Source organism: Pseudoalteromonas sp. BZB3 (assembly GCF_040104455.1).
Classification (GTDB): Bacteria; Pseudomonadota; Gammaproteobacteria; order Enterobacterales; family Alteromonadaceae; genus Pseudoalteromonas.
The window spans coordinates 237,715-254,246 of the sequence record NZ_JBECOS010000008.1 but is presented as its reverse complement, the minus strand read 5'-3'; the positions used below and the strand labels follow the sequence as shown (position 1 = coordinate 254,246).

At 42.2% G+C, this 16,532-nt stretch carries 16 protein-coding genes; 11 read left to right on the top strand and 5 right to left on the bottom strand.

Translation table 11 applies throughout. The features are described 5' to 3' along the window. Positions 1-95 precede the first annotated feature (95 nt). The 5 genes from ABMY35_RS06870 to ABMY35_RS06850 form a co-directional block, all read right to left on the bottom strand. Positions 96-1,277: a DUF5009 domain-containing protein gene (locus ABMY35_RS06870; protein ID WP_349285555.1), complete on the bottom strand. Its 1,182-nt coding sequence runs from the start codon at positions 1,275-1,277 to the stop codon at positions 96-98. Between the two features lie 325 nt (positions 1,278-1,602). Continuing rightward, positions 1,603-1,914, bottom strand: coding sequence for a hypothetical protein (locus ABMY35_RS06865; RefSeq protein ID WP_349285554.1), 312 nt, complete (start codon positions 1,912-1,914; stop codon positions 1,603-1,605). Positions 1,915-1,984: 70 nt separating this feature from the next. Further along, positions 1,985-2,467, bottom strand: coding sequence for an FKBP-type peptidyl-prolyl cis-trans isomerase (locus tag ABMY35_RS06860; RefSeq protein WP_349285553.1), 483 nt, complete (start codon positions 2,465-2,467; stop codon positions 1,985-1,987). Between the two features lie 5 nt (positions 2,468-2,472). Beyond that, entirely contained in the window at positions 2,473-4,884 is a 2,412-nt protein-coding gene (locus tag ABMY35_RS06855) for an AAA family ATPase (protein ID WP_349285552.1), read from the bottom strand. Between the two features lie 38 nt (positions 4,885-4,922). Beyond that, complete coding sequence (locus ABMY35_RS06850; protein ID WP_349285551.1) at positions 4,923-5,381, bottom strand: hypothetical protein; 459 nt, start codon at positions 5,379-5,381, stop codon at positions 4,923-4,925. A gap of 174 nt (positions 5,382-5,555) precedes the next feature. On the opposite strand from ABMY35_RS06850, the gene leuS reads away from it, so the two are divergent. The 11 genes from leuS to ybeD all read left to right on the top strand — a co-directional run bounded on the left by leuS (position 5,556) and on the right by ybeD (position 16,524). Beyond that, positions 5,556-8,144, top strand: a complete 2,589-nt coding sequence (gene leuS, locus ABMY35_RS06845) for a leucine--tRNA ligase (protein ID WP_349285550.1) — start codon at positions 5,556-5,558, stop codon at positions 8,142-8,144. Further along, on the top strand, positions 8,128-8,640 hold the full coding sequence (gene lptE / locus ABMY35_RS06840) for an LPS assembly lipoprotein LptE (protein WP_349285549.1): 513 nt from the start codon (positions 8,128-8,130) through the stop codon (positions 8,638-8,640). Before leuS ends, lptE begins: the two co-directional genes overlap by 17 nt. Then, positions 8,640-9,677 carry a DNA polymerase III subunit delta gene (gene holA, locus ABMY35_RS06835; RefSeq protein WP_349285548.1) on the top strand — a complete coding sequence of 346 codons (1,038 nt, stop codon included), beginning with the start codon at positions 8,640-8,642 and terminating at the stop codon, positions 9,675-9,677. The genes lptE and holA overlap by 1 nt, the downstream gene beginning before the upstream one ends. Positions 9,678-9,682: 5 nt before the next feature. Then, positions 9,683-10,312 (top strand): nicotinate-nucleotide adenylyltransferase, encoded by a 630-nt coding sequence (nadD, locus tag ABMY35_RS06830; RefSeq protein ID WP_349285547.1) that lies wholly within the window; start codon positions 9,683-9,685, stop codon positions 10,310-10,312. A gap of 56 nt (positions 10,313-10,368) precedes the next feature. Then, the gene (rsfS, locus tag ABMY35_RS06825) at positions 10,369-10,686 is read left to right on the top strand and encodes a ribosome silencing factor (protein ID WP_058031648.1); all 318 of its coding nucleotides are present in this window, start codon (positions 10,369-10,371) and stop codon (positions 10,684-10,686) included. Positions 10,687-10,688: 2 nt separating this feature from the next. After that, positions 10,689-11,159 (top strand): 23S rRNA (pseudouridine(1915)-N(3))-methyltransferase RlmH, encoded by a 471-nt coding sequence (rlmH, locus tag ABMY35_RS06820; protein WP_058030827.1) that lies wholly within the window; start codon positions 10,689-10,691, stop codon positions 11,157-11,159. 10 nt (positions 11,160-11,169) lie between these two features. Next, complete coding sequence (gene mrdA / locus ABMY35_RS06815; protein ID WP_349285546.1) at positions 11,170-13,041, top strand: penicillin-binding protein 2; 1,872 nt, start codon at positions 11,170-11,172, stop codon at positions 13,039-13,041. Beyond that, on the top strand, positions 13,041-14,147 hold the full coding sequence (gene rodA / locus ABMY35_RS06810) for a rod shape-determining protein RodA (RefSeq protein ID WP_349285545.1): 1,107 nt from the start codon (positions 13,041-13,043) through the stop codon (positions 14,145-14,147). The genes mrdA and rodA overlap by 1 nt, the downstream gene beginning before the upstream one ends. Beyond that, complete coding sequence (locus tag ABMY35_RS06805; RefSeq protein ID WP_349285544.1) at positions 14,144-14,905, top strand: septal ring lytic transglycosylase RlpA family protein; 762 nt, start codon at positions 14,144-14,146, stop codon at positions 14,903-14,905. The genes rodA and ABMY35_RS06805 overlap by 4 nt, the downstream gene beginning before the upstream one ends. Positions 14,906-14,951: 46 nt before the next feature. Further along, positions 14,952-16,112: a serine hydrolase gene (locus tag ABMY35_RS06800; protein ID WP_349285543.1), complete on the top strand. Its 1,161-nt coding sequence runs from the start codon at positions 14,952-14,954 to the stop codon at positions 16,110-16,112. 133 nt (positions 16,113-16,245) lie between these two features. Then, a complete protein-coding gene (ybeD, locus tag ABMY35_RS06795) occupies positions 16,246-16,524 on the top strand; it encodes a DUF493 family protein YbeD (RefSeq protein ID WP_058030832.1) in 279 nt (92 codons plus the stop codon). The last annotated feature ends 8 nt before the right edge of the window (positions 16,525-16,532 follow it).

Sequence of the window (16,532 nt, the reverse complement as noted above, 5' to 3'; positions counted from 1 at the left end):
CTATTCCTCAAAATAGATCGTTTAATTAAGAGGGTTAGTATCACATAATAAAGGCGGCTAATGAGCCGCCTTTGAGTTAGGGCTTCGCAAGAGCTTTAAAGCTTTAATCTCACACCAAGCTTGTTTAAGCCAGTCACAGCAAACATCATCATCACTGCAAACCCTAGGCTCCATAGAATCCCCATAGCGCCACTACTCATGAACTCAGGTCTTGCAGGAATTGATAGCAACTGTAGTGCTGCAATTAAAATATAGGGCAAGATATAGATTAATAATGGGTTATTTGCCGCTGGTTCAAATACCTTGCACCAACCAGTCTGTGCCTTTAACTCAACGATGTAATAAATAGCTCCAAAGATCAGTGCACAGAAGAAGATACTCATGAATGCCCAACTTGGCGTTGCCCATATCTTTGAAACTGGCCAATGCCACCAGCTCAACAAGGTAAGTGCACCACTAACAAATACAAAAGCAAAATAGTTGAACCACTTTTTGTCACTTAATTTAGTGTGATAAAAAATTAAGCTCATCACCACACCTGCTAACACTATCGTCGCATGGGTATGGTTTCGGTTATCTTCGACAAGCCGGTCAAGCACACCGTTAATACCGCTTAAGTGTTCTATAACAAAATATAACGCGACAAATGCAAGACTGGCTGCAATTAATTTAATGACATCTTGTTTAGTAAATAAATAAACTGCCACACTAAAAATAAACGCCCAGCCAATTAAGCCTAGGATCCCCCACCACTGAGGTGTCATACCACCGTAAGGGCCTTCATAAATATACGCCAGCACAATAAGGCCAAGTATGCCTAAATATTTACAGCCTTTGACTAATACACTTGAAAGGTGTTTTGGATAGTGACTCCATATGAGTAGTACACTGGCATACATCAACAAAGTCCAAAGCGGCATAGATATCAGCATTTTGCTTTCGTCATAACCATATATGGTGTTCACCATAAACAAGCCGATTACGATTAATCCAAGCGCTCTGAAGGCTGCATCAATCAATAAACGTTTTGAGCTCGCCCCTTTTGCAGCTTTTGCTTGTGTTGAAAATGGAATAGACATACCCACAATAAATAAAAATGCTGGGAATACTAAATCTACAAAAGTCATGGCGTTTGCATCGGCAGGCATATGCGTCATCCAAGGAGGAATATTTTTAATTGCGGCAAGTTCGTTGACAAATACCATGGTAAGGATCGTCAAACCACGGAAAACATCGATAGCCAGAATGCGACGGTTGGGTAAACTGTACTCGGTCATTTATTTCTCTCTTATCAATAGCCGCTCAAAGCTACCTAAAGCAAAACAAAGCTGCAATTAAACACTACAAATCGCAAATAAAATAAACCGAAAATGATGAATCGTTTGATAAATTAGTTGAAGGCTTTTCAAGTACCTATGGAGAGTAAATGGCACAATAACAGAAAACCTAATCAATAAGCACTTGAGTAGAGTATTAGATAGAATAAGATTCAATGAATACAGATAAATCTCATTTTCTTATGATGAAAAATGAGATTTATCTTTTTATTCAGTCACTACATTGTGAGTATGCATGATAGATTTTCATTCAGTAATATTTAAATTAGGCCAAAAAAATATAACTGATCATGACGATAACTGAGACCGCCATAAAACGCGTATCAAAATCACGCATTCTTTTGGTTAATACATGCAATCGCTTATCCTGAGTTTTACTTAACTCTCCAAATTTCAGGGACTCTTCAAGGGCAATCACAAACAAGTTATTGACCCCTATTTTCATTTTGTCTTTTGATAATCTAGCCAAGATATCGGGGTAGGTTTCGCCAACATATACTTTAATTTCATTGACATGCTTAGCTCTGAAATAAACAAAAAGTACCATTAATGCAGTGATAACAAGACCCATATACATATTCTCTCCTTACATTATGTATAAAAAAGGAGGCTTAGCCCCCTTCTGCGTTTCTAAATTAATACTAACGTTATGACTCTATTTTTAAAAGCTCAACTTCAAAAATCAACAATGAGCCTGCTGGGATCTTACCGGCTGCACGGTCTCCATAACCTAACTCAGGACTGATATAAAACTTAAACTTACTGCCTTCAGTCATTAGCTGTACACCTTCAGTCCAACCTGGAATTACCTGGTTTAAGCCAAAGCTGATCGGGCTATTTCGCTCTACTGAGCTATCAAATACGGTGCCATCAGCAAGTGTGCCATGGTAATGTACTTTTACTTTACTGGTGGCAGAAGGCTTTGCATCTCCCTCCCCCTGTGTAAGCACTTCATACTGTAAGCCAGAATCAGTTGTGACCACAGTATCTTTTTTTGCATTTTTTGCCAAAAACTCAGCCGCTTTAATACGATTCTCTCCTGCAGCCGCTTTATTCTTTTGCGACGCACGAGAAAATAGTGCCACCAAAATCACAATGACAATCACTAAAATAACATTGGTTGTAGACACGCTACTTACTCCTTATCTTGTTCTGTTTCTTCTTTTTCATTATCGCCACTGACCACATCAGCAATTTGCTTTAATCGAGCCAGTGTTAGCGCATTAATAGAGCCCTCAGGGTATTCCCCGTCGACTAGCTCTCCAGCGTCATGATTCATCAATAAGCTCAATGCTTCATCCACGTTTGAAACTGCATAAATATGGAAACGACCACGCTCTACTTCTTGTAACACTTCGTCATCTAAAACTAAGTTAACGCGGTTAGACTGAGGAATGATCACGCCTTGCTGACCAGTTAACCCACGCATTTTACAAAGCTTAAAGAAGCCTTCAATTTTTTCGTTTACGCCACCAATCGCCTGCACTTCACCATGCTGGTTAATAGAACCTGTCAACGCTAACGACTGATTAATAGGTAGTTGAGTGATAGCTGAGATTAAGCCACATAATTCAGCAAGCGAAGCACTATCGCCATCGATATAGCCATAACTTTGTTCAATCGCGATATTGGCACTGAGTGTTAAGCTAAAGTTTTGTGCATACTTATTACCTAGATAGCCCGTTAATAACATGACACCTTTAGAGTGAATTGACTTGCCTAAGTCAGCTTCACGTTCGACGTCAATGACGCCATCTGAACCAGCATATACCGTAGCCGTAATACGCGCTGGCGTACCAAATGCCGTATCACCAATATGTAATACCGTGAGACCATTGATTTTAGCAATCGCTTCACCGTCAGTTTCGATCAATGTGTGACCTTCTTTAATATCACTCAGCATATTTTCGCTAAGTTGACCGGTACGATACTGCTTACCTGCAATGGCTTCATCTATATGCTCTGCGGTAACCTCTGTCACATTATCTTGTTTTGCATAAAAGCTTGCTTCTGCAACTAACTCGAGTACATCCGCAAATCGTGCTGACAGCTTAGTATGGTGTTCTGCTTGGCGATAGCTAAACTTAAGCAAACGGGCAAGACCGCACGCTGTAATACCACAGTTTAAAGTTTTATCGCAGTATTCAAGCACTTTAGTAATGAACTGATATTGAAGTTTATCGCTACTTGGTAGGTAGTAATCAAAATCAGCCAATACTCTGAATAGCTCTGCAAACTCCTCATCGTAATCACTGATGGCATAATATAAATCACGTGAACCCAATAAAATAATCTTCACATCAAGTGGAATTAACTGAGGACGAAGCGTAAAACTGCTACCTACTGAGCTATCTTGATATGGCAAATCATTCTTTATTTGATGGGTTTTAAGCGACAACTTTAGGCCATCCCACACTTGCGAGTTAGCCAAGACTTTGTCGGCATCCATGATCAGATAACCACCATTGGCCTTATGTAGCGCCCCAGGTTGGATTGAGCGATAACTCGTGATTAAGTTGCCTTGTGAAGTGGCGTATTCAACCTTGCCAAAAATATTGCCAAAAGTTGGGTTTGGTTCGTACACCACAGGTGCAGCCTCTCCATCTTTATATTCAACCAGAATATTCGGGGCAAAGAAATCATTCAGCATGCCGCGGTGATCAAACTCGTCTTTATTCTCCTCGCTGCCGCTGTCATCAAGCCACTCTAGCACCGCATCAACAATTTCAATTCGGACATCTTTCAGATAACGAATGACACCAATGTGGCTGGCATACTTAAGTTCTAGTTTCTTTAGTAAAGGCTTAGTGGCGGTTTCAACCGTTTGCTTCTTTAAGTTTCTCAGCTTTTCAGATGATTCACGTTTCCAACGTGGTAGCTCAATTAAGGCTTCTATAAGGTCATCTTCTAACTTATCTATGGCATCAAAAAAGTGTTCTTGCACTTTTTCATCGAGTGCAGCAAATTCTGCATCATCTAATTGTTTGCCATCGATCACTGGTGCAAAGGCCACCTGATTACTTTCTTCTATCAGCGCCACACTTTTTTTAGCGGCAAGCTCTGCCACTGCGGTAATGGCAGCGTCATATTTGTTATCGAATTCTTTATCGATGGACTTCTTTTTGCGTTGATAACCCGGGTTATCGAATGCTGCAGGAAAAGTATCAGCGACTTCATCTAAAAACTCATCCATGTCATCAGCAAGCTCTTTGCTTTGACCTGGCTGCATAAATAGCGCGATAGGTTTACGGTGATCGTCGTAGTTATTGACGTACAACCACTCATTTGGCGTTGGCTTGGTTTTACTGTGTGCTTCTAACTTGTCTTTTACCATGGTAAAACGGCCTAATGCCGCTTCGCCCATTACAAAAGTGTTATAACCAGGTAAGTCCATACCTAGTGAGAAATCTAAAGCACTTTGGGCGCGTTGCTGACCAATAAATGTCAACGCTTCAGGATAAGGGTTGCGCATGCATGACTCAACATGCGCAAGAGAAATAGTTGGCGCTAAGGCCTCAATAGGTAAAGGTGCTATCTTATTTGTCATTCCTAACTTCTTTTTATTATCTAACCCAATTGGCTAGACTATGGAGACAATGCTTTTCGGCTGAATTCTTGATGCTCACATTGGCTACATGCTTTAATTTCAGAGGCATAAAGTACATCTGTAGTATGATGACAATTTTTACATACTAATTGCCCCATGGCTATCCATTCACCCGCTTTGTAAACCCCATCATGCTCAAAATCTTTTAGTAGCGCATGCCATTCTAGCTGTGTGCGGTCTTCAAGTTGTGCCAACTCAAATAGCACACCCGCCTTTAATTCTTGCCAAGCAATATCATCAGTGTCTTTATAGTCATCTTCTAAATGTTGTAAATCACGCTTGAGATAGTGACTATAGTTTTTTACCTTCTCTTCGCCGAGCTCTTTTAGCTTACCCTGACTTTCAATAAATGTATTAATTAAGTCTTCAAGCTCATGCTCTTTTATATCTTTCAGCCAATGCGCAAAATCATCTAACCACTTTTTATACTCCGCCATGGCAGACTCCATTTTTCAGTAAACTTTCTATAACTATAGTCTAGTGGTAAAAAAGTGATATTTTGCTGCCTTGTAAGCACCACAAAATGCACCTCTATGGCTGTGATTCGCTCAGTTTTTGGGGTATGCTATCGGACAATTTTTTATTAATTTGCAAGAAGTCTGGAAACATAGATGCAAGAGCAATATAACCCGCAAGACATTGAGTCAAAAGTCCAACAGTATTGGGAAGAAAACAAGACGTTTAAAGTCGTAGAAGACGAGAGCAAAGAGAAGTATTACTGTCTCTCTATGTTCCCTTACCCAAGTGGTCGACTGCATATGGGTCACGTGCGTAACTACACCATTGGTGATGTGGTATCTCGTTTCCAGCGCTTACAAGGCAAAAACGTTATGCAACCTATGGGTTGGGATGCGTTTGGTCTACCTGCAGAAAACGCGGCTATCAAAAACAACACAGCGCCTGCTAAGTGGACATACGAAAACATTGATTACATGCGCGGTCAGCTAAAACAGCTTGGTTTTGGTTATGACTGGGATCGTGAAATCGCAACATGTCACCCAGAATATTACAAATGGGAACAGTGGTTCTTCACTAAGCTTTACGACAAAGGCTTAGTTTACAAGAAAATGTCTACCGTAAACTGGGATCCAGTTGACCAAACCGTACTGGCTAACGAGCAGGTGATTGACGGTCGCGGTTGGCGTTCTGGCGCACTTGTAGAGCAAAAAGAAATTCCTCAATGGTTCATCAAAATTACTGATTACGCTCAAGAGCTACTAGATGATTTAGACAAACTTGAGCACTGGCCTGAGCAAGTTAAAACCATGCAGCGTAACTGGATTGGTCGCTCTGAAGGTTTAGAGATTGACTTCAAACGTGCTGATAATGGTGAAACTTTCACAGTTTACACTACTCGCCCTGACACTTTCATGGGTGTGACTTACGTTGGTGTTGCTGCAGGTCACCCGATTGCGTTAGAAGCAGCTAAGAACAACCCAGACGTTGCTGCATTTGTTGAAGAATGTAAGAACACTAAGGTTGCTGAAGCTGATATGGCAACCATGGACAAAAAAGGCATAGACACGGGCTTTAAAGCAATTCACCCATTAACTGGTGAAGAAGTACCTGTATGGGCTGCCAACTTTGTACTAATGGACTATGGTTCAGGTGCGGTTATGGCAGTACCAGGTCATGACCAACGTGACTACGAGTTTGCGACAGCTTACGGTCTAAAGATCAAACAAGTTATTGCACCTGCAGAAGGTTCTGAGCTTGTAGCTGACCTTTCAAAAGAAGCATTTACTGAAAAAGGCACACTAATTAATTCTGGCGAATTTGACGGTCTTGAGTTTAAAGCAGCATTCAACGCCATTGCTGACAAACTTGAAGGCATTGGCGCAGGTAAGCGTAAAGTTAACTTCCGTCTACGTGACTGGGGTGTTAGCCGCCAGCGTTACTGGGGCTCACCAATCCCAATGCTAAATAAAGAAGATGGTTCAGAGCTTGCTGCAACTGAAGATATGCTACCAGTTCGCCTGCCAGAAGACGTGGTAATGAACGGTGTAACTTCGCCAATTAAAGCAGATCCTGAGTGGGCTAAAACCACTGTGAACGGAGAACCTGCATTCCACGAAACAGATACGTTTGATACCTTCATGGAATCTTCATGGTACTACGCACGTTACTGTAGTCCACGTTATGACGAAGGTATGTTAGAGCCAGATGCAGCGAATTACTGGCTACCGGTAAACCAATATATTGGTGGTATCGAGCACGCGATCCTTCACCTACTTTATTCGCGTTTCTTCCACAAACTCTTACGTGACTGTGGTTTAGTGAACTCAGATGAGCCGTTCGAGCGTCTACTATGTCAGGGCATGGTATTAGCTGAAACTTATTTCCGTAAAGACGAAAAAGGCGGTGATGTTTGGATTTCACCAACTGACGTTGAAACTGAAACTGACGATAAAGGTCGTATCACTAAAGCGTGGCACAAAGACGACGGTCAACCAGTAGAGTCTGCTGGTATGTCTAAAATGTCTAAATCAAAGAACAATGGTATTGATCCACAAACTGTTATCAAGCAGTACGGCGCAGATACTGTTCGTTTATTCATGATGTTCACAGCGCCACCAGAGCAAACTCTAGAATGGTCTGACTCGGGTGTTGAAGGGTCACTTCGCTTCCTTAAACGTATTTGGAAATACGCAGTAGACGTCAATGCAGCAGGCACAGCTGAGCTTGATGTAAATGCGCTAAACAGCAACCAGAAAGTGCTACGTCGTGAAATCCACAAAACCATTGCAAAAGTAACAGATGATGTTGAGCGTCGCCAAACGTTTAATACTGCGATTGCTGCTATCATGGAGCTATCGAACAAGCTTGCAAAAGCACCGCTTAAAGATGCACAAGATATTGCGTTAGCAAACGAAGCACTTAACGCCATCGTAATTATGCTTGCACCGATTGCACCGCATATGTGTCATCAATTATGGCAAGACTTAGGTCACGAAGGTGACGTGTTAGATGCTACATGGCCTGTGGTTGACCAAGCTGCACTTGTTGAAGACGAAAAACTTATCGTGGTACAAGTTAACGGTAAACTGCGTGCTAAGTTAACGGTTGCTGCCGACTCAACGAAAGAACAAGTTGAAGCGCTTGCATTTGCTGAAGAGAATGTATCTAAATTCATCGAAGGCAAAGAAATCCGTAAAGTGATTTACGTACCAGGTAAACTACTTAATGTGGTTGCAAACTAAGATGCGTTTATCGCGTTCAATTAAGCATGGGCTAGCATTTTTGCTAGCCTGTGTTTTGTTATCTGGTTGTGGCTTTCATTTAAAGCAAGCCTCATATTTACCAAAAGAATTACAAGTACTTCACCTGTCGGGTGATGATAGCAAGTCTGAGCTGTTTTCATTACTTCGCAAAGATCTCGTCGCATCTCAAGTCACCATTAGTGACAACAGAAGCAAACAAGTGCCTGAGCTTCATCTGTATCGAGACTCTCTAACACGCCAAACGTTAAGCTTGTTTAGAAATGGTCAAGTTGCGCAATACGAACTGGCTTATTCTGTTTCATATAGAGTGACACGTCCAGGTCTTGAGCCTGTAGATAAAGGGTTTGAGATTTACCGCAATTATCAAGATGATCCTGACAACGCACTCGCAAAAGCCAAAGAGCTTGATATTATTCTTAACGAGCTGCGCAAACAGGCAAGTAAACGTATTGTCCGAGAGCTGTCACAACTCTAATGCGCTGTTACGCTAACCAACTTCCAGATACTTTACGAAAAGGCCTAGCCCCATTCTATTTAGTTTTAGGTGAAGAACCTTTTCAAGAAGCACAATGTGTGCAGCAAATAAAGCAAGCGGCAAAACAACAAGGCTTCGACGAAGTTATTAAGTTTAGTTTGTTGCCAGGCTTTGATTGGCAAGAATTACTTGCTCAATACAATAGTATGTCGCTATTTAGCGCACGCACACTCATTGAATTTGACTTAAACCAGCAAAAACCCGGTACAGCCGGGAGTGATGCGTTTAAGCAACTGACTGCTCAACCGAACCCTGATGTCGTGTTAATTGTGAAAGGTCAAAAAGCCAGCCAAGAGATCCAACGCGGTGCTTGGTTTAAAGGCTTAGAAAAGCAAGGCGTATATGTGCCTTGTTATGAATTGACTGGTCAACACTTGCAGCGCTGGCTTGATTCGCAAGCCAAGCAGTTAAAAGTCGCTCTAACACAAGATGCTAAAAAGCAACTTTTGCTGGCCACAGAGGGTAACCTACTCGCAACACATCAAGAGTTAGAAAAACTGGCGCTGCTTTATCCTTCACAAACCGTCAATGATGAGCAAATCTTGGCGGGGCTACTTAATCAAAGTAAATTTGATATTTTTGACCTGACTAATGCAACGCTTGCAGGTCAGGCAAAGAAAATCACTAAAGTGATGGTTAAGTTAGCTGAAGATAACACTGAGCCGAATACCCTGGTTTGGGCGCTGAATAAGCAGCAGCAAACCTTAGTATCAATTAAGCAAGGCTTACAACAAGGTCAAAATATTACTGCGCTCTATAAACAGCACAATATTTGGAAAAACCAGCAGCCTTTGACTCAGCAAGCACTTGATAGATTGCCTCTGCATCAGCTCGAGCAAATCGGTCTATTGTTGGCACAAATAGACAGTGGCTATAAACGCGGAGAACTCACTGCGCCTTATCAAGCCTTACTGCATTGTGCACTGAGTTTTTGCTATCACATTCCTATTGGTCTGCCCATCAACCACACTGATTAAACAATATGATTGCACTTTTTGGTGGTACTTTTGATCCTGTCCATTTAGGACATTTAAACATGGCCGAGCAATGCGTTACTGAGCTAGGGTTGTCTGAATTACGATTCTTGCCCTGCGCCATACCTGTGCATAAAGCACAACCTAAGATCACTGACACACACCGTCTCAACATGCTCGAATTAGCAACTCAAGGTAATAGAGCGTTCACTATTGATAAAAGAGAGCTTGAGCGACAAGGGCCTTCTTATTCACTGTTAACGCTACAGGAATACCGAGGCGAGCAACCTAATTCATCCATCATTTTTTTAATGGGTATGGATTCCTTCAATAGTTTAACGTCTTGGTATGAATGGCAAGCCATTACACAGCTTTGCCACATCGTGGTTTATCAGCGCCCTGGCGAAATTTATGCACCAAACCCAGCGCTTGCTGACTACGTGAAACAAGCTAAAGTTGAGACAAACGAGCTGTTACTCACGAAAAAAGCAGGTCATTGTCATTTTTTAACCGGTCCTAGTTTTGATGCCGCATCGAGCGATATTAGAAAACTAATAAATAATCAAAAACCTATGGAACAATTTCTCGCGTCTTCGGTCATAGATTACATTCGTACTCATCAGCTCTATGCTGAATAAACCAATGTGCTGTGCTACTATACGCGCCTTATTTTTTGAGCATAGAGATACAAGATTTGAATTCTGAACAATTATTAGACTTTGCATTAGACAAAGTTGACGACATGAAAGCCCGTGACATTGTTAAGTTAGATGTAAAAGAAGTGAGCTCTGTAACGGATTATTTGGTCATTTGCTCAGGTAACTCAAAACGTCACGTACAGTCTATTGCTGAACACGTTGCTAAAGAAACGCGTCATGCTGGTGAAGACCTATTAGGCATTGAAGGACAAGATGTGGGTGAGTGGGTACTGGTTGATTTAGGCGATGTGGTTGTGCACGTTATGCAAGATCAAACTCGTGACTTATATGACTTAGAGAAACTCTGGGGCTAATTTTGAAAATTCAATTGGTTGCTGTCGGCACAAAGATGCCAGCTTGGGTTGAGACTGGCTTTAAAGAGTATCAGCGTCGTTTTCCAAAAGATATGGCGTTGGAACTTGTTGAGATCCCAGCTGGAAAGCGTGGTAAGAATGCCGATATCAAGCGTATTTTACAGTTGGAAGGTGAAAAAACCTTAGCCGCTATTCCAAAAGGCAACCGAATTGTGACGCTAGAAGTAACAGGTAAACCTTGGGATACCCATCAACTCGCAAATCATATGCAAAAGTGGCAACTTGATGGTCGAGATGTCAGCTTATTAATTGGCGGTCCTGAAGGCCTTGCGCCTGAGTGTATTGCTGCTTCTGAACAAAAGTGGTCGCTATCGGCATTGACGTTACCGCACCCACTTGTGCGTATTATTGTCGCTGAAAGCTTGTATCGCGGGTGGAGTTTAAATAACAACCACCCATACCACAGAGAATAATACAACTCAGATGATAAACAAAAGACCAACAATTCGTGACCATTCAGCTGAAGCAAATTTGTTTGCTCGTCGCGCATTTGTTGGTTTTGTGTTTGTTACTCTCCTTATAGGCTTGCTACTCAGTAACGCCTATAAGCTACAAGTCACAGAGCATGACACCTATAAAACACGCTCTAATGATAATCGTATTAAAGTAATCCCCGTCGCACCAAACCGAGGCTTAATCTACGACCGAAATGGGGTGTTATTGGCAGAGAACCGCCCTGTTTATAATTTAGAAGTGATCCCTGAGCAAGTTGATGATATCGCTAAGCAACTTGCTGAAGTCGGCGCTTTATTAAATATTTCTGTAGAAGACCAAGAAAGCTTTTTAAAGAATATTCGCCGTAAGCAGCGCTTTAAAAGCCGTGTTATTAAAGCGCGTTTAAATGAGCAAGAAGTTGCCTTATTTTCAGTGAATCAACATAAATTTCCAGGCTTTAATATTGAAGCTCGCCTTGCCAGATATTACCCCTACGGTGAGACACTCACCCATGCACTTGGTTATGTTGCCAAATTAAATAAAAAAGAGCTCACGGCTTTAGAGCTCGCAGGTGAAGTCAAAAATTATCGTGCAACCCATGACATTGGTAAGCTTGGCATAGAAAAATTCTACGAAAAAGAACTGCACGGCATCGTTGGTTCACAACGTGTTGAAGTGAATAACCGAGGCAGAGTGCTCCGTACTTTAAGCGTCGATGCGCCCACACCAGGGCAAGATTTAGTTCTTACGTTAGATATAGGCTTACAGCAAGTGGCGAAAAAAGCCCTTGAAGGTATGCGTGGCGCGATCGTTGTTATGGATCCTAAAGACGGCGGTATTCTAGCACTGTATTCAAACCCCAGTTACGACCCAAACCTATTTGTTCACGGGATCAGTGGTAAAGACTATCGCGCCTTGTTAAACCCAGATAGGCCTTTAATTAACAGAACAACTCAAGGCCGCTATGCGCCAGCCTCGACGGTCAAACCACATTTAGCTATTCTTGGCTTGGAAGAAGGCATTATCACTGAGCAAACTCGCATGTGGGACCCAGGCTTTTTTCAAATTCCGAATGTTGAACATAAGTGGCGAGACTGGCAGCGTTGGGGCCATGGCTGGGTTGATGTATACAAAGCAATAGAAGAGTCATGTGATACTTTTTATTACGATATTGCCTATAAATCTGGTATCACAAAGATCAGTAATTTCATGAATAAGTTTGGCTTTGGTGATTTATCTGGTATTGATATTCATGAAGAAACAACAGCTATTCTGCCAACCGTAGCTTGGAAAAAAGAACGTTTTAAAGAAAACTGGTGGCCAGGCGATACCATCTCAGTCGGGATTGGACAAGGTTATTGGACTGCGACGCCAATGCAAATAGCCAACGCTGTAACCATCATGGTTAACAAAGGCGAACATTACCAACCGCACCTGGTACAAGTAAAAAAACAGTTTGATGAAATCACGCCTATGTACACCGAAGAGCGCCCGCCCATTGTGCTCAAAAATCATGACCATTGGCGCGTCGCCCTTGAAGCCATGCACAACACTGTAACTAAGGTCACAGGTACTGCGCATAAAGCATTTAAAGGGGCGGATTATGACCCTGCAGGTAAAACTGGTACTGCGCAAATTGTCAGCATCGCGCAAGGTGAGAAATATGATGCAGAAAAGCTAGACGAGCGTCATAGAGACAATGCAATTTACACAGGCTTTGCGCCCTATAATGACCCGCGTGTTGTTGTAACTGTGGTAGTGGAGAACCAAGGTGGCGGTAGTAAAATCGCAGCCCCTATTGCACGTCAATTAATGGATTATTACTTTACTGCAAACCCTCTTAAGCAAGGAGCCAATTAATGATGCTCGGTCATAAACGCACGCTATGGCAGAAAATACATTTAGATGTGCCTTTGCTATTAGCACTTGTTTGTATGATGTTTGGCAGCTTGGCAATTGTGTATAGTGCAAGCGGTCAAAACATGGATATGATGTTAAGACATAGTGTGCGCATGGGTGGCGCGGTCATCGCATTATTGGTGTTTGCTCAAGTTCCTCCTATCACTCTAAAGCGCCTAGTGATCCCACTTTATTTAGTGGGTTTGGCTATGCTGGTTGCGGTGTTTTTCTTTGGTATTACTATTAATGGTGCAAAACGTTGGTTAAACCTTGGCGTGACTAACTTTCAACCATCAGAAGTCATGAAGCTAGCTGTGCCTATGATGGTTGCTTGGTATATCTCTCAACACCGCATGCCCCCAAAGTTTATTAATTTGTTTATCGGTTTTATATTATTGTGTGTGCCCACCTTCTTAATTAAAGAACAACCGGATTTAGGCACCTCACTGCTTATTGCCAGTTCTGGCATTTTCGTTTTGTTTCTAGCGGGGTTAAGCTGGCGCCTCATTGGTGGTGCGCTGTTATTAATGGTCCCCGCTGTATTCGCTTTTTGGCATTACGGTATGCGCGCTTACCAAAAACAGCGCGTTATGACACTACTTGATCCTGAAAGCGATCCTCTAGGTGCTGGCTACCACATTATTCAATCGAAAATCGCCATAGGTTCAGGCGGTGTCGAGGGCAAAGGTTGGTTGCATGGCACGCAATCACAATTAGAGTTTTTACCTGAGCGACACACAGATTTTATCTTCTCGGTATTGAGCGAAGAATTTGGTTTAATGGGCGTGGTGTTATTACTCAGCGTCTATTTATTTATCATAGGCAGAGGTTTATTGATTGCAGTACGTGCTCAAGATGCCTTTAGTAAACTATTAGCTGGCGCTTTAACACTGACTTTCTTTGTATATGTATTTGTAAATATTGGCATGGTATCGGGCCTATTACCGGTTGTAGGTGTCCCCCTTCCCCTTATTAGCTATGGTGGCACATCCATGGTTACGCTGATGGCAGGGTTCGGTATCATTATGTCAATTGCGACAGACAAGAGGATGTTACTTAAATCATGACTAAGTTGTATAAGGCTTACTTGCTAGCCCTTGTTGTCATTTTTGTGAGTGGGTGTAGCTCTCGCTATCACACACGCCAAGACACTGCACCTATGCGCATTCCAACTGAGTATGAAATGCGTGATGCGAAAGTAAAAGTTGAGCCAAAAAGTGTCAGCGCCGGACGCCCTTATGTGGTGCTCGGTAAGCAATATCACCCTATGTCAGATGAAAAAGGCTACAAAGCGCAAGGTACCGCTTCATGGTATGGGCAGAAGTTCCATGGGTACTACACCTCTAACGGTGAGATCTTTAACATGTATGATATGACTGCAGCCCACAAAACTCTACCACTTCCGAGCTTTGTTAAAGTAACCAATTTAGAAAATGGCAAATCGGCTATTGTCAGAGTCAATGATCGTGGACCATTCCACGATGACAGGATCATCGACTTATCTTATGCCGCGGCCTATAAGCTAGGCTACCATAACCAAGGTACAGCAAAGGTTCAGATTGAAGCGATTACACTCGATCGCATTGCGCCAAGATTAACCTATATTCAAGTCGCTGCGAGTAGTAATAAAACCAATATTGAACACTTGGCAAATAAACTCGCAGGTCAATTTGCAATTGATACCAACATTGCAGAAGAAGGTGGTTTACATAAACTTCGCTTAGGCCCGCTAGAAGATGATACTCATGCTCAATCCCTGCTAGAAAACTTACAGGCAGGTGAATTTCGCCAGGCTTTCTTGCTTTACAGTGAACAACGACTTTAGAATAGAAAAAGCTGACTAATTTTAATTTTATCGATAAAAGAACATAATGACTTTACTAAAAACCAAACTACTTACCAAAATTTGCGGGCTGGTATGCTCAGCAACTATTTTTTCAGCTTCCGCACAGATCCTACCTTCTGCACCTCAGATCAATGCGAAAGGTTATTTCTTGGTGGATTACACAACTGGCAAAGTCATTGCGGAAGGTGAAGCAGATACAAAGCTGGCACCTGCTAGCCTAACCAAAATGATGACCAGTTACGTGATTGGTGTCGAAATTGAAGCTGGTAATATCTCACCAACTGATATGGTTACCATCAGTGAAAAAGCATGGGCGAAGAATTTCCCTGGCTCATCGGTCATGTTCATTGAAGTCGGCAAGCAAGTCAGTGTCGACGATCTTAACCACGGTATTATTATTCAATCAGGCAATGATGCATGTGTGGCAATGGCTGAACACATTGCTGGCAGTGAAAGTGCATTTGCTGATCTTATGAATGCACACGCTGAAAAGCTAGGCATGACTAACACGCATTTTATTAACAGTCATGGCCTTGATACGGACGAGCATTACACAACGCCTCGTGATATGGCGACGCTAGGTGCCGCGCTTATTCGTGACGTACCCGAAGAGTATGCACTTTACAAAGAAAAGTCTTTTACCTTTAATGGTATTAAGCAGTATAACCGTAACTCACTACTGTGGGATGCAAGCCTTGACGTTGATGGCATTAAAACAGGCCACACATCAGAGGCTGGCTACAGCCTAGTGACATCAGCAACTAAAGACGATATGCGCTTAATTGCAGTTGTGATGGGTACAGACAGTGAGCGTGCTCGTAAAGTCGAAAGCAAAAAACTACTCAACTATGGCTTCCGTTTCTTCGAAACAATCACACCATATAAAGCGGGCGATAGCTTTGCAGATCAGCGTATTTGGATGGGTAATAAAGAGACGGTTTCTTTAGGTATTCTAGAAGACACACCCGTTACCATCCCTCGTGGTCAACGCAAAAATTTAAAAGCGAACTTTGAATTAGATAAAACTTTAGAAGCGCCATTAGCCAAAGGAACAAAGGTAGGCACACTATTCCTTGAGCTCGATGGTGAAGAAATCTCTCAGTATCCATTAGTTACGCTTGAAGAAATAGAAGAAGGTAGCTTCTTCAGCAAGATCTATGACTATTTACGTTTACAGATCATGTAATAATTGATTTATTAGTCGTCAACGCCTCCTGAGTGAGGCGTTTTTTTTTGCCGCAAAAATGATAGAATGCCCGCCATTATTGAGCGTGTGTGAAATAAAAACACACCACACCATTTGCGATGAGGACACCTTCATGGTTCAACCAGTTAAAAATACTAAGTTTGACGAATACTTAGAGTTCCCTTGCCCATTCACGTTTAAAATTATGGGCCTAGCAAATGTAAATCTGACTGATCAGATCCTTGCAAAGTTGCAAACAATTGCGCCGGGTGACTATGCGCCTAAAGTAAAACCGAGTAGTAAAGGCACTTACGAGTCGGTAACACTGGTCGCGACCGTCACTTCAAAAGAGCATATTGAGCAAATCTATACCGAAATTGGCAATATCGAAGACGTACGTTACGTACTGTAAAGGCTAAC

What these genes read in the sequence shown, in the direction of transcription:
- ABMY35_RS06870 (WP_349285555.1), bottom strand. Translation starts at nt 1,277, where the DNA reads ATGACCGAGTACAGTTTACCCAACCGTCGCATTCTGGCTATCGATGTT.
- ABMY35_RS06865 (WP_349285554.1), bottom strand. Translation starts at nt 1,914, where the DNA reads ATGTATATGGGTCTTGTTATCACTGCATTAATGGTACTTTTTGTTTAT.
- ABMY35_RS06855 (WP_349285552.1), bottom strand. Translation starts at nt 4,884, where the DNA reads ATGACAAATAAGATAGCACCTTTACCTATTGAGGCCTTAGCGCCAACT.
- ABMY35_RS06850 (WP_349285551.1), bottom strand. Translation starts at nt 5,381, where the DNA reads ATGGCGGAGTATAAAAAGTGGTTAGATGATTTTGCGCATTGGCTGAAA.
- leuS (WP_349285550.1), top strand. Translation starts at nt 5,556, where the DNA reads ATGCAAGAGCAATATAACCCGCAAGACATTGAGTCAAAAGTCCAACAG.
- lptE (WP_349285549.1), top strand. Translation starts at nt 8,128, where the DNA reads ATGTGGTTGCAAACTAAGATGCGTTTATCGCGTTCAATTAAGCATGGG.
- holA (WP_349285548.1), top strand. Translation starts at nt 8,640, where the DNA reads ATGCGCTGTTACGCTAACCAACTTCCAGATACTTTACGAAAAGGCCTA.
- nadD (WP_349285547.1), top strand. Translation starts at nt 9,683, where the DNA reads ATGATTGCACTTTTTGGTGGTACTTTTGATCCTGTCCATTTAGGACAT.
- mrdA (WP_349285546.1), top strand. Translation starts at nt 11,170, where the DNA reads ATGATAAACAAAAGACCAACAATTCGTGACCATTCAGCTGAAGCAAAT.
- rodA (WP_349285545.1), top strand. Translation starts at nt 13,041, where the DNA reads ATGATGCTCGGTCATAAACGCACGCTATGGCAGAAAATACATTTAGAT.
- ABMY35_RS06805 (WP_349285544.1), top strand. Translation starts at nt 14,144, where the DNA reads ATGACTAAGTTGTATAAGGCTTACTTGCTAGCCCTTGTTGTCATTTTT.
- ABMY35_RS06800 (WP_349285543.1), top strand. Translation starts at nt 14,952, where the DNA reads ATGACTTTACTAAAAACCAAACTACTTACCAAAATTTGCGGGCTGGTA.
- ybeD (WP_058030832.1), top strand. Translation starts at nt 16,246, where the DNA reads ATGGTTCAACCAGTTAAAAATACTAAGTTTGACGAATACTTAGAGTTC.